The sequence below is a fragment of the Anaeromyxobacter dehalogenans 2CP-1 genome (assembly GCF_000022145.1).
Classification (GTDB): domain Bacteria; phylum Myxococcota; class Myxococcia; order Myxococcales; family Anaeromyxobacteraceae; genus Anaeromyxobacter; species Anaeromyxobacter dehalogenans.
The window spans coordinates 807,019-819,910 of record NC_011891.1; the positions used below are offsets into that span (position 1 = coordinate 807,019).

The following is a 12,892-nucleotide window of genomic DNA, read 5'->3' on the forward strand; positions in this document are numbered from 1 at the left end:
TCTAGCCTCCTGCGAGGTTGTTGATCTGGAGGATGGGAAGAAGGACGGAGAACACGATGAAGGCGACCACCACGCCCATGGCGACGATCATGAGCGGCTCGAGCAGCGAGGTGAGCGCGCTCACCGTCGTCTCGACCTGGTCCTCGTACGCCTTGGCGACGTTGCCGAGCATCTCCTCGAGCGCGCCGGAGCGCTCGCCGATCGCCACCATGTGGTAGACGAGCGGCGGGAACTCGCCCGAGCGCTTCAGCGGGGCGGCGATGGACTCGCCCTCCCGGATCGCGTCCCGGGCCTGGTCGATCACGTCGGCGAGGCGCGTGTTGCCGACGATGTTCTTCACGATCTCCATGGCGGTGAGCAGCGGGACGCCGCTGCGGAGCAGCGTGGAGAGCGTGCGGGCGAAGCGGCTGATGGCGATCTGCCGCGTCAGCGGCCCGAAGATCCAGAAGCGCAGCGCCGCGCGATCCCAGGCGGCGCGCCCCGCCGGCGTCCGCCGCCACCGCACGAAGCCCCAGATCGAGAGCACGACGAGCGCGAGCAGGAGCCACCAGTAGTCGGCGACGAAGTGCGAGGCGGCGATGAGCGCCCGGGTGTTCCAGGGGAGCTGCGCCTTCGTGTCCTCGAAGATCTTCGTGATCTTCGGGATCACCACGGTGAACAGCACCCCCAGGATGACCGAGCCGATCACCATCATCGCGGCCGGGTAGGCCATCGTGCCCATGATCTTCGAGCGCAGCCGGGCCTGGCTCTCGGTGAAGTCGGCCAGCCGGACCAGCACCACCTCGAGCGCGCCGGAGTGCTCGCCGGCGCGGATCATGTTCACGTACAGCGTCGAGAACACGCGCGGGTGGGCGGCGAGCGCGTCGGCCAGCGCCGCGCCCTCGTTCACGCGCTGCTTCACGTCGCCGAGCACGCGCTTCAGCCGCTCGTGCTCGACCTGGTCCACCAGCGCGGTGAGCGCCTCGACGAGCGGGATGCCCGCGCCCACCAGCACCGACAGCTGGCGGGTGGCGATGGCGAGGTTCACCGGGCCGACGCGGCCCACCATCCAGCGGCGCACGCTCACCTCGCGCGCCTGCTGGGCCTTCACCTGCTGCTCGCCCAGCACCTCGGTGAGGAACACGCCGTCGCGGCGGAGCACGCTGCGCAGCGCCTTCGGCGAGTCCGCCTCGCGCAGGCCCTGGATCGCCTTGCCCTGGGCGTCGTACGCCTTGTACTCGAAGACCGGCATCAGGGGGCTCCGTGGGCGCGCGGCGCGCCGCTCACCGGATGTCCTCCGCGGTGACCGACAGCACCTCGGCCGCGGTGGTGATGCCGCGCGCGACCTTGTACGCGCCGTGCTCCATGAGCGTCACCATCCCGCGCTCGACGGCGGCGCGCTTGATGGTGGTGGCGTCCACCGACTTGAGGATGAGCGGGCGGACGTCGTCGTCCACCATCATCAGCTCGTAGATGCCGGTCCGGCCCTGGTAGCCGGTGTGGTTGCAGGCCGGGCACCCCACCGCCTTGTAGAGGTGGGTCGGGTCGCCGGCCTGGCGCAGGATCTCGGGCGTGAGCCCGGCGAGGTCGCGCTCCTCGGCGGTGGGGACGTAGGGCTTCTTGCACGTCGGGCAGAGCACGCGCACCAGGCGCTGCGCCAGCACGCCCACCAGCGAGGACGCCACCAGGAACGGCTGCACGCCCATGTCCACCAGGCGCGTGATGGCCCCGGCGGCGTCGTTGGTGTGCACGGTGGAGAGCACCAGGTGGCCGGTGAGCGAGGCCTGGATCGCGATCTCGGCGGTCTCCAGGTCGCGGATCTCGCCGACCATGATGACGTCCGGGTCCTGCCGGAGGAACGAGCGCAGCCCGCTCGCGAAGGTCAGGTCGATCTTCGGGTTGATCTGCACCTGCCCCACGCCCTTCAGCGGGATCTCGACCGGATCCTCGATGGTGAGGATGTTCAGGTCGGGCGAGTTGATCTTCGCGAGCGCCGCGTAGAGCGTCGTGGTCTTGCCGGAGCCGGTCGGGCCGGTGACCAGCACGATGCCGTGCGAGCGGGTGATGAGCGTGTCCATCACCTTGAGCTGCCAGTCCTCGAAGCCGAGCTCGGCCAGGTCCAGCACCACGTTGGACTTGTCGAGGAGGCGCATCACGATGCGCTCGCCGTGCGCGGTGGGGACGGTGGACAGGCGGATGTCCACGTCCTTGCCGGCGATCTTGATGCGGATGCGGCCGTCCTGCGGGAGCCGCTTCTCGGCGATGTTCAGCCCGCCCATGATCTTGATGCGGCTGCCGATGGACGCCTGGAAGCGCTTGGGAGGGCGGATCACCTCGCGGAGCACGCCGTCGATCCGGTAGCGCACCGAGATGTCCTTCTCCTCCGGGAGGATGTGGATGTCGCTGGCGCGCTCCTTCACCGCGCGGAACAGGAGCGAGTTGACCAGGCGGATGATGGGCGCCTCGTCGTCCGCCTCGAGGAGGTCGGTCGGCTCCTGCAGCTCGTGCGCGACGCTCTCGAGGTCCTCGGTCTCGAGGTCCTCCATGAGCTTGTCGTGCTCGTCGGCGGCGCGGTCGTACACCGCGTTGATGGCGTCGAGCACCACCTGCGGCGGCGCCACCTCCGGCGCCACCGCGGCGCCGAGCAGCATGGACACCGAGTCCTGCGCGGCGGTGTCGAGCGGGTCGCCCACCGCCACCCGGACCGCGTCACCGGCGGTGCCGAGCGGCAGCACCTTCGACTGCTTGGCGAAGTGGATCGGCACCTTGGCCGCGAGGTCGCCCGGCACCGACTCCGGGTCGATGCGCTCGACGAACGGCAGGTCGAGCTGGGCCGCGAGCGCGCGCAGCACGTCCTCCTCGGTGACCGCCCTCAGGCGGACGAGGATCTCGCCGAGGCGCTGGCCGGCCTGCTCGCCCTGCTGCAGCGCGAGCGCCTCCTCGAGGCGCGCCGGGTCCAGCCCGGCCGTCTCCCGGAGGATCTCGCCGATGGGACGGCCGGCGAGCCCGGCCGCGGCGGCGAGCCCGGGGATGGCGCCCTGGACGGCGGCCCGGGCGTTGTCGATCTGTGCGTCGTTGGGCATGAGGATCCCGTGAAACGGACGGTCCGCCCCCGCTCATTCCTGCGGTGGGGTCCCTCCGGGCGCGGCCGGCTCCGCGGCGGGCGGCGGCTGCTGCGGCGAGAGCCGCTCCACCGGCTCGGGCGTGCCCTCGGGCGGCGGCGCCGCGTCCGGCGCGGCCTCCGGCTCGGGCGCGGGCGCGGGCGAGGTCGGGCGCGGCACCGGGACCACGGTGGTCGGCGGCGGGCCGCCGGCGGGGGGAGCGGACAGGTACTCGCCCGGCGCGCCGTCGCCGCCGTTCTCGATCCGCGAGGTCTCCTGGCTCACGCCCCGGCGCAGGCGCGAGTACGGGCCGGTCTTGCGGCTGAAGTCCACGTCCACGTCGTAGCGCGGCTGCCGCCCGTAGAACTGCTCGATGAACTGCTGCTGCTCCTCGCGCTTCTTCTCGTAGATGCGCCGGTAGTCCGCCTCGTCGCGGATGATGTACGGCGTGAGGAAGAGCAGCAGGTTCACCTTCTGCTTGGTCGTGGTGGTGTCGCGGAACAGCCAGCCGAGGATGGGCAGGCTGCCGAGGAACGGGATCTTGGACACGCTGCGGATGGCGCGGTCCTGGATGAGCCCGCCGATGACGATGGTGCTCTGGTCGCGCGCCACGATCTGCGTCTTCACGCTGCGCTTGGCGGTGGTCGGGCCGAGCTGCGGGTCCTTCTCCGCGATCTCCTCGGTCTGCTCCTCGATGGTGAGCCGGATGTTCCCGCCCTCGTTGATCTGCGGCTTGATCTTGAGCTTCAGCTCCACGTTCTGCCGCTGGATGGGCGCGTAGAGCGAGCCCAGGCCCTGGGTGCCGAGCGCGGAGCCGACGGTGCTGCTGGCGCCGGTGCCGGAGCCGGAGAGCAGGTTGGACAGCCCGGAGGGCGCGTAGCCGGACTGGAACGGCACGTTCTGGCCCACCGTGATCTCCGACTCCTCGTTGTCGGTGGCGAGCAGGTGCGGCGTGGAGAGCACGTTCACGTCGGAGTTGGACTGCAGCGCCTGGATGAGCAGGCCGAGGCTGGGGATGTTGCCGAAGCCGAGGTCCTTCAGCTCCGCGGAGATCGGGCCGGTGTAGCCGGTGAGGAACCCGCCCAGCGCGATCGCGCTCGACATGTCGAGCGAGTTGACGCGCCCGGTCTGCGACGAGAGCGGGATGACGCCGGTGTCCCCCTTGTACTTGTAGGGGATCGCGCCGTGCGCGCTGACGCCGAGCTCCATGGAGTTCTTGAGGTTCACCTCCATGATCACCGCCTCGACGAACACCTGGCGCCGCGGCCGGTCGAGCTTCTCGACCAGCCGCTGGACCGCGGAGAAGTCGGCCCCGCTCGCCTGCACGAGCAGCGCGTTCTGCGTCTTGTCGGCGGTGATCTTCACCTCGCCCGAGAACAGCTCGGCGGTGACGTCGCCGGCCGGGGCGGGCGCCGCCGCGGCGGCGGGGGGCGCCCCGGGCATGCCCACCGGTCGCGCGGCCGGCTGCGTCGGCGCGCCGGGCGTGGGGGTGCGCTTGGCCTGGCCCTGCGCCAGGTTCGACAGCGTGGTGGCGAGCTCCTCCGCGTTCGCGTTCTTGAGGAACAGGACGTGGACGCCGCCGTCGGCGCTGGTGGGCACGTCGAGCTGCTGCACCAGCTCCATGATCTGCTGGAAGCTCTTCTCGTCCGCGATGACGATGAGCTTGTTGGTGCGGTCGTCGGGGAGGACCTTGTAGACCGAGACCTCGACCGAGCCGCCCGCGGGCTGGGTGGTGGGGACGCCGGGCCGCGCCGGGCCGCTGGAGATCCGCGCCGGGCGCGGGCTCCGCCCGCCCTGCGCCTGGAAGATCTGGTTCACCTTGTCGGCGAGGTCCTTGGCGGACGCGTAGCGCACCTGGACGATGCGGACCAGGTCGCCGCCGCCGACCTTGTCGATCGCCTCGATCATCTTCTCGATGCGGCGGATGTTGAGGCCGGTGTCGGTGATGACCAGCGTCGAGGGGGGGATGGACTGGATGTCCGCGCCCTGCGGCGAGATGAAGTTGCCCATCACGCCGCGGAGCTGGTCGGCGTCGGCGTACTGCAGGCGGATCACCTTGGTGATGACCTGCTCGCTCGCCGGCGTGCCGCTCTCCGGGTCGGTGTACGTCGGGATGGGCATCTTCTTGCTGTCGGCGGCGCGGCCCAGGCGCCAGTACCGGCCCGTCGGATACACCGTGATGTTGTTCGCGTTCAGCGCGGCCAGGAACGCGGCGTACGCCTCCTCCGCGGTGACCGGCGTCTTGGAGAGCAGCGTGATCTTCCCGCGCGCCACGTCCTCCGTGTAGATGAAGTTCCGGCAGGTCCAGCGGCTCGCCTGCTCGAGCACGTCCACCACCTCGGCCCGGTTGAACGTCAGCATGAAGCGCCCCTGCATCGGGACGCACCTGCCGTTCGCCGGCTGCAGCGTGGTCTCGGCCTCGCCGCCGCCGCCCCGCGCGGGCGCGGGGGGGGGCGTGGCCGCGCCGCCGGGGCGCGGGGCCGGGGAGGTGGGCCGCGCCGCGGGCGGCCGCGCGCCGTTCTGCTGGATCGGGGCCACGCCGCCCGGACCGATGGAGGTCCCCGGGGGCGGCGGCGTGGTGGGGATGCCGGTCGGCGGCGAGGTGGGCCGGGTGGTGGGCGGGCGCTGCCGCGCCGGCGACTCGGGGTCGTCGGTCGGGCGCAGCGGGACCTGCGCGGCGGCGAGCACCGGGACGAGCAACGTCGTGGCAAGGAGCTTCTTCATGGCGTTCCCTCGGCCGGGATCACGGGCCGGTGATGTTGTACTCCTTGCGGATCGGCTGCCCCTGCCGCTCGAGCTCGATGGTCACGTGCCCGGAGTCGCGCAGCTTCTGGTACAGCTCGAGCGCCTTCTCGGGCGAGTTGAGCTCGTACCCGTTCACGCGCTGGATGACGTCGCCGTTCTCGATGCCGATCGAGGCGTAGAGCGAGCCCGGCTGGATCGAGAACAGCTTGAACCCGTTCGCCACGCCGTTCTTGAACGACGGGACGATCCGGGCCTGGGTGGAGATGGCGCTCAGGTTGTTGAGCGTGCCGTCGATGACCTTGCGGTCGATCTCGTACTTGTCCTTCGAGACCGCGCGGACGCCCTCCATCGGCCCGGGGGCGCCGGGGCGCGGGCTGGGCCGCGGGACCGACGCGTAGCCGAGGTTGGTGCCGGCGTCCGGCGCCTCGCTGCCGCCTCCCTCGAAGTCCAGGTACTCCTTCGTGCCGCGGTTGCACAGCACGGCGATCACCTTGAACGCGTTCCCGGTGACGTCGCCGCCGGCGCGGACGCGCTCGAGGCCGAGCAGCTGGGCGCCCTGGATCCGGTCGCCCACCCCGAGCACGACCGTCTCGCGCGTGGAGAGGTCCGAGATGGTCGCGAGCGAGAAGCGCGGCTGCTCGGCGACGACGCCGGCCACCAGCGCGAGCCGCAGGTCGGAGCGGGTCGGCTCCGCGCGGGGATCGGCGCAGTTCTGCGGGCGGGCGGGCGCCGCGGGCGTCCCCTCGGTGGACTGCTGCGGCGGCTCCCGTCCGATGAGGTGGTACAGCCGCGCCTCGTCGATGGAGGCGGGCAGCACGGGCCGCACGGGCGCGGGAGGCGGCAGCGCGAGCTCCGCCTGCGGGCGCGGCCGGATCACCGCGCCGACGAGCGTGTTGACGGTCTTCGCCGTGAGCCAGGCCGCCGCGAACAGCAGCGCGAGGTTCGCGGTCCAGGCGTACTTGCGGAAGAAGAGGTCGAGCATGGGAGCGGCCAGGGGCCGGGATGAGCAACCGTCGTGCCACGGAGACGGGCCCTGGCCGATGCACAACATGCCGTCACTACATGCAAATCCCGGCCGGTGCGCCCGCCCGAGGGGAGCGTGGGCCACCGCGCTGCCAATTTGGCAAGGCCGCCCCGGCGCGCCCCGCGTCGCCGCCAAATTGGCAGGCTACTCCGGGCCCTCGCCGCCGCCCTCCGGAGGGACGAGGAGGCGCCCCTCCTCGTCGCGATCGAGCTTCCGGTAGATGGTCCGGGCCGCGATGCCTAGCAGCTGGGCCGCCAGGTTCTTGTCACCCTGGGTGTGGCGAAGCGTCTCGCGGATCACCCGCCGCTCGATCTCCTCCATGGGCGTGCCGAGCGGCACGGTGAGCACCGGGGCCCCGGCCGCGCCGGCGGGCTCCGGGACGGCGGGTCCCGCGGCGCGGATCGCCTCCGGCAGGTCGCCCACCTCGACGACGTCGGCGCGGGTGAGCACTACCGCCCGCTCGATGGCGTGCTGCAGCTCGCGCACGTTGCCCGGCCAGGCGTACCGCTCCAGCGCCGCCATCGCACCCGAGGTGAAGCCCGCGAGCGGCTTCCCGTTGCGCTCGGCCATCCGCCGCAGGAAGGCCATGGCGAGCAGCGGCACGTCCTCGCGCCGCTCGCGCAGCGGCGGGAGGCGGACGCGCACCACGTCGAGCCGGTAGAACAGGTCCTCGCGGAAGCGGCCGGCCTTCACCTCGGCGGCGAGGTCCTTGTTGGTCGCGGCCACCACCCGCACGTCCACGCGCACCGGCTCGTTCCCGCCCACGCGCTCGAGGACCCCGTCCTGCAGGAACCGGAGCAGCTTCACCTGCACCGCGGGCGACATCTCGCCGATCTCGTCGAGGAACAGCGTGCCACCCTGTGCGCGCTCGAAGCGCCCGTCCTTGCGCGCCACCGCGCCGGTGAACGCGCCCTTCTCGTGCCCGAACAGCTCGGACTCGAGCAGCGTCTCCGGGATGGCGGCGCAGTGGATCGGCACGAACGGCCCGGCGGCGCGCGGGGACAGGTCGTGGACCAGCCGCGCGGCGAGCTCCTTCCCGGTGCCGCTCTCGCCCAGCAGCAGCACGGTGGCCTGCGTCGGCGCGGCCTGGCGCAGGATCTCCAGCGTCGCGCGGAACGCCGGCGCGTCGCCCAGGAGCGCGCCCGCGCCGCCGGGCGCGAGCTCCGCCAGGCGCGCCTTCAGCGCGCGGTTCTCGGCGACGAGCGACGCGCGCTCCAGCGCCTGTCGCACCGTCTTCACGATGGCGTGGCGCTTCACCGGCTTGGTGATGAAGTCGTAGGCGCCCTGCTTCATGGCGGCGACCGCCACCTCGACCGTGCCGTAGGCGGTCATCACCACCACCTCGGACTCGGGCGACACCGCCTTCACCGCGCGGAGCAGCTCGTCGCCGCTCATGCCCGGCATCATCAGGTCGGTGACCACCACCGCGGCGCGCTCGCGGCGGAGCAGCTCCAGCGCGGCGAGGCCGGAGGCGGCGAGCGCCACGCGCCAGCCCTCGCGCTCGAAGATCTTGCCGAGCGACTCGAGGTTCGGGCTCTCGTCGTCGACGACCAGGACCAGTGGGGACACGACCGGGAGGATATACCGTCCCGCGCCACCCGGGCGTCAGCCGCCGCCGGCGGGCGGCGGGGAAGGGGGCGTCGCGCCCGGCGCGGTGCGGGCCACCGGCGGGGTGCCGAGCGCAGCGCGGATCTCCGCGGCGAAGAGCGCCACCGCGCCGGCGGCCAGGATCGCGAGCGCGGCCACCAGCAGCAGGTACTCGGTGAGCCCCTGCCGCGACGGTCTGGAGCGGTGCGCCGGCTCGGCCATGGTCCGACCTGTAGATCGCGCGCGCCGCCCCGGCAAGCGCCCGCCCGCCGCGGGGGCGAGCGCCGCCAGGAGGAGGACGGCCCCGGATACGCGAAGAGCGGCGCCGGACGGCGCCGCTCCTCGGGACCTGAGGGATCGCTCGAGCGCTACTCGGGCTTCGCCTCGGCGGGCGCCTCGGCGGCCGGGGCGGCCTCGGGCTTCTTGCTGCTCTTGCCGGCCTTGGCGCGCTTGGCGGCGCGGTTCTCCTTGGCCTCGACCTTCTTCGCCGGCTCGGCGGCGGGCGCCTTCTTGGCGGGCTCGGCCTTGGCCGGGGTGGCGGCGTAGCGCGTCTTGAAGCGCTCGATGCGGCCCGCCGTGTCCATGATCTTCTGCTTGCCCGTGAAGAACGGGTGGCAGCTGGCGCAAATCTCGATGTGGAAGTCGCCGCGGACGGAGCGGGTCTCGATGACGTTCCCGCAGGCGCAGACGACCTTCGTCGCCTTGTAGTCGGGGTGGATGCCTTCCTTCATGCTCGCCTCTGGGCCGCTTGCATGCCGTCGATCGGCGATGGTCCGGGCCCGGTTGTGGAACGGCGGGATCTAGTCGGATCGCGGGGATAGGTCAAGCGGAGCGCGCCGCGGGCGGGGACTCCCCCCTGCGGGCGAGCCGCCGCTACTTGCCGCCGCCGACCATCATCTTGAAGAACTCGTCGTGGTTCTTCACCTGGCGGAACTTGTCCAGGATGAACTTCATCGCCTCGACGTTGTCGAGGCCGTTCAGGATGGTCTGGCGCAGGATGTAGATCTTGGAGAGCCAGTCGGCCGCGAGGAGCAGCTCCTCCTTGCGCGTGCCGCTCTTCCCGATGTCCATGCAGGGGAAGATGCGCTTCTCCATCAGCTTGCGGTCGAGCACGATCTCGGAGTTCCCGGTGCCCTTGAACTCCTCGAAGATCACCTCGTCCATGCGGCTGCCGGTGTCCACCAGCGCGGTGCCGATGATGGTGAGCGAGCCGCCCTCCTCGATGTTGCGGGCCGCGCCGAAGAAGCGCTTCGGCTTGTGCAGCGCGTTCGAGTCCACGCCGCCGGAGAGGATCTTCCCGGAGGGCGGCACGGTCGAGTTGTAGGCGCGCGCGAGGCGGGTGATCGAGTCGAGCAGGATCACCACGTCCTTCTTGTGCTCGACCAGCCGCCGGGCCTTCTCGATCACCATCTCCGCGACCTGCACGTGGCGGGTGGCGGGCTCGTCGAAGGTGGAGGCGACCACCTCGCCCCGCACCGTCCGCTCCATGTCGGTGACCTCCTCGGGCCGCTCGTCGATGAGCAGCACGATGAGGGTGCACTCGGGGTGGTTGGTGGTGACGGCGTGCGCGATGTTCTGCAGGAGCACCGTCTTGCCGGCGCGCGGCGGCGACACGATCAGGCAGCGCTGCCCCTTGCCGATGGGCGCGAACAGGTCCACCACCCGCGTGGTCATCTCGGCGGGATCGTGCTCGAGCGTCAGGCGCTGCGTCGGGTAGAGCGGGGTCAGGTTGTCGAAGAGGACCTTGGCCTGGTTCTCCTCGGGCGGCTCGCCGTTGATGGTGTCGACCTTGAGCAGCGCGAAGTAGCGCTCGCCTTCCTTGGGCTGGCGCACCGTGCCGCGCACCGTGTCGCCGGTGCGCAGGTTGAAGCGGCGGATCTGCGAGGGCGAGACGTAGATGTCGTCCGGGCCCGGCAGGTAGGAGAAGTCCGGGCTGCGCAGGAAGCCGAAGCCGTCGGGCAGCACCTCCAGCGTGCCCTCGCCGCCGACCTCCATCTCCTCCTTGGCCGCCTCCGCCGCCTTCGACTGCGCCTGGAGGATCGCGAAGATGAGGTCCTGCTTCTTGAGCGCGCCGGCGGCCTCGACGTTGAGGTCGCGCGCCAGCTTGGCGAGCTCCGCGACCTTCATGTGCTTGAGCTCGGTGAGGCTGGACGTGCTCGACGTGGAGGTCGGTGCGGCTGCGGGCATGTCGGTTCTCGGGGAGCTGGGCCGCGCGCTGCGGAGCGTGCGTGGCCGGCGGAGGCTGCGGGCGGTCTCTGGGCGAGGCCTAGGAGAGGCGGCAAACGTATGCGGTCGGTTTCAGGGTGTCAACGCCGCACACCCGCGCCTTCGTCGCACCTCCCGTGTGCCATGAACGCGGGGGCCAGCGCTCGATGAGGTGAGATGCCCCGGCGGGTTAACATCCCCCCGGTCCGCGCAGGGCCATCCGAGAAAGAGATCGATGCCGAGCAGCAGCCCAACCACCGAAGCGGTCGTCGCGGGGTCGAAGGCGTTCGCCGTCACGCTGCTGGCGCCCGTCACCGCCCGCCTCGGCCTGCGACCGCGCATCGCCGCGGATGCGGCGCAGGCGCTCTCGCTGTGCCGCGGGCCGGGCGGGCTCGTGGTGATCGAGTACCAGGGGGAGGGCTCGCTGGCCGCGATCGAGCGCCTCCTGCGCGAGCGCGACGGGCTCCGCGTGGTGGCGGCAGTCGCGCCGGAGCACGCCGCCGCCGAGGCGCCGCTGCGCGCGCTCGGCGTGGAGCTGGCGCGCTGGGACGGCCGGGCGGAGGGCGTGCTGGGCGCCGTCGAGCGGATGGTCCAGGGCGCCGCGCCGGCCGTCGCCCCCGCGCCTCCTCCCTCGGTGAAGCCTCCTCCGCTCGCGCCGCTGCCTGCGCCGGCCGCGGGACCGCCGCCGCTGGCGCGGAAGGCCATCGCCCCGCCGCCGGACCTCTCGTTCGACGTGAGCCTGGACGACGCGTTCCCCGCCGGGCCGCCGGTGCCCGCCGCGCCGCCGCCCGAGCCTCCGCGCGGGGGCGGCACCGTCTACGTCCCGCCGCCGCCGGCCGTGCGCGTCCTCTGGCCCGCGCAGGCTGCCTCCGCGGCGGACGCGCAGGCGTCGCTGGAGCGGGCCGCGTCCGGCGCCGCGCGCCCCGGCGACGCGCTCGACGGGCTCGCGGCCGGGATCGCCGGCGGGCTGTCCGAGCTCGAGCGCGCCGCGCTCGGGGACGGGCCGATGGCGCTCGACCCGGGCCCGATTCGGTCCGCTGCGGTGATGCGCCTCCGCGTCGCCTCGGCGCGCGCCTCGGCGCCGGCGGGCGGCTCCGAGGTGGACGGGGCCGCGGTGCAGGCGGTGCTCGCCGACATCGACGCGACGCTGGCCGGCGTGAACGGGCTCGTCGCCGGCGCGCCCCCGGACCTCCTCCCCGGCGTGGAGGCCGTCCGGAACGCGCTCGTGCGCGAGGCGATCGACTTCTCCGACCTGGCGCAGCGCATCGCCTCGGCCGGCGCCGTGGCCGCCACCGCGGCGCGGGCGCCCGCCCGGCCGGTGCAGGCCCGGGTGCTGGCGGTGTCGGCGGAGCCGACGCCGCGGCGGCCGTGGGGGCTCTGGGCGCTCCTCGTGCTCGCGCTCGCGGCCGCGGGCGGGTATCACGGCTGGTATCGGTGGCACGTCCGCCAGCAGGTGGTCGCCCGGCTCGGGACGCTGCCCGGCGCGCCGCGGGGAATGGTCCTGCTGCCAGGGGCGAGGAACGGGGCGCAGATCCTGCTCCCGCTCGGTGGCGTGACCGTCGATCCGGTCGAGGCGGAGCGCTTCAAGGCGGCGCAGCGCGCGCACGGGAACGAGGTGCGCGAGATCTCCGGTGGCGGACTCGAGATCCGGCGAATGGGCGGGGGAGCAGAGGAGAAGGTTCCATGAAGTGGCACACGCGACACGGTGCGCGCGGGTTCACGCTGATCGAGCTCATGGTCGTGGTGGCGATCATCGGCATCCTGGCCAGCATCGCGATCCCGATGAGCGTACGCGCTTCGCTCCGCGCGAAGGCCGCGGAGCGCAACGAGCTCATGATGCGGGTGAAGACCGGCGCCGTGGAGGTCTTCATCCAGAACGGGGCCTTTCCCGGCGGGCACATCCTCGCGGATTTCCAGCCGCCGCTACCGGCCTCCACCGGGAAGCGCGCCATCGACTTCCGGGCTACCGGGTGGAACGTCATCTTCCCCGCCGGCCAGGAGATCATGGGTAACGTGTATTACTCGTTTCGCGCAGAGGCCTGGGGTCAGCGCGGTGCGGAGCCCCCGACCATCGAGGTTCGGGCAGTCGGCGATCTCGACGGCGATGGCACCTTCAGCAACGCGCTCATGACCTTCAAGCTCATCGAGGGCGGGTTCCAGCTGATCGAGGCGGAGTCCTCGTACGCGGAGGCGTACGAGACCTTCTGATCCGTCCTCGCACCTCCGCCTCGCTCCTGGCGCCCACGCCGGG

The 12,892-nt window shown here is 72.4% G+C and carries 10 protein-coding genes; 2 read left to right on the forward strand and 8 right to left on the reverse strand.

The genetic code is table 11. The features are described from left to right. Position 1: 1 nt before the first annotated feature. The 8 genes from gspF to rho form a co-directional block, all read right to left on the reverse strand. Complete coding sequence (gene gspF, locus A2CP1_RS03580; RefSeq protein WP_012524785.1) at positions 2–1,231, reverse strand: type II secretion system inner membrane protein GspF; 1,230 nt, start codon at positions 1,229–1,231, stop codon at positions 2–4. Between the two features lie 31 nt (positions 1,232–1,262). Further along, the gene (gene gspE / locus A2CP1_RS03585) at positions 1,263–3,062 is read right to left on the reverse strand and encodes a type II secretion system ATPase GspE (RefSeq protein WP_012632105.1); all 1,800 of its coding nucleotides are present in this window, start codon (positions 3,060–3,062) and stop codon (positions 1,263–1,265) included. A gap of 33 nt (positions 3,063–3,095) precedes the next feature. Next, positions 3,096–5,804, reverse strand: coding sequence for a type II secretion system secretin GspD (gspD, locus tag A2CP1_RS03590; protein WP_012632106.1), 2,709 nt, complete (start codon positions 5,802–5,804; stop codon positions 3,096–3,098). 19 nt (positions 5,805–5,823) lie between these two features. Next, the gene (gspC, locus tag A2CP1_RS03595) at positions 5,824–6,807 is read right to left on the reverse strand and encodes a type II secretion system protein GspC (protein WP_012632107.1); all 984 of its coding nucleotides are present in this window, start codon (positions 6,805–6,807) and stop codon (positions 5,824–5,826) included. A 186-nt stretch (positions 6,808–6,993) separates the two neighbouring features. Then, entirely contained in the window at positions 6,994–8,418 is a 1,425-nt protein-coding gene (locus A2CP1_RS03600) for a sigma-54-dependent transcriptional regulator (RefSeq protein ID WP_012632108.1), read from the reverse strand. A gap of 36 nt (positions 8,419–8,454) precedes the next feature. Continuing rightward, the gene (locus A2CP1_RS03605; protein WP_012632109.1) at positions 8,455–8,658 is read right to left on the reverse strand and encodes a hypothetical protein; all 204 of its coding nucleotides are present in this window, start codon (positions 8,656–8,658) and stop codon (positions 8,455–8,457) included. Positions 8,659–8,804: 146 nt separating this feature from the next. Then, positions 8,805–9,167 (reverse strand): 50S ribosomal protein L31, encoded by a 363-nt coding sequence (gene rpmE / locus A2CP1_RS03610; RefSeq protein ID WP_012524791.1) that lies wholly within the window; start codon positions 9,165–9,167, stop codon positions 8,805–8,807. Positions 9,168–9,309: 142 nt separating this feature from the next. Continuing rightward, positions 9,310–10,623, reverse strand: a complete 1,314-nt coding sequence (gene rho / locus A2CP1_RS03615; RefSeq protein ID WP_041450427.1) for a transcription termination factor Rho — start codon at positions 10,621–10,623, stop codon at positions 9,310–9,312. A 253-nt stretch (positions 10,624–10,876) separates the two neighbouring features. Here rho and A2CP1_RS03620 point away from each other — a divergent pair, with 253 nt between their 5' ends. Together A2CP1_RS03620 and A2CP1_RS03625 are read left to right on the forward strand one after the other, a co-directional pair. Further along, positions 10,877–12,328 (forward strand): hypothetical protein, encoded by a 1,452-nt coding sequence (locus A2CP1_RS03620; protein WP_012632110.1) that lies wholly within the window; start codon positions 10,877–10,879, stop codon positions 12,326–12,328. After that, a complete protein-coding gene (locus A2CP1_RS03625; RefSeq protein WP_012632111.1) occupies positions 12,325–12,849 on the forward strand; it encodes a type IV pilin protein in 525 nt (174 codons plus the stop codon). Before A2CP1_RS03620 ends, A2CP1_RS03625 begins: the two co-directional genes overlap by 4 nt. Positions 12,850–12,892 lie beyond the last annotated feature (43 nt).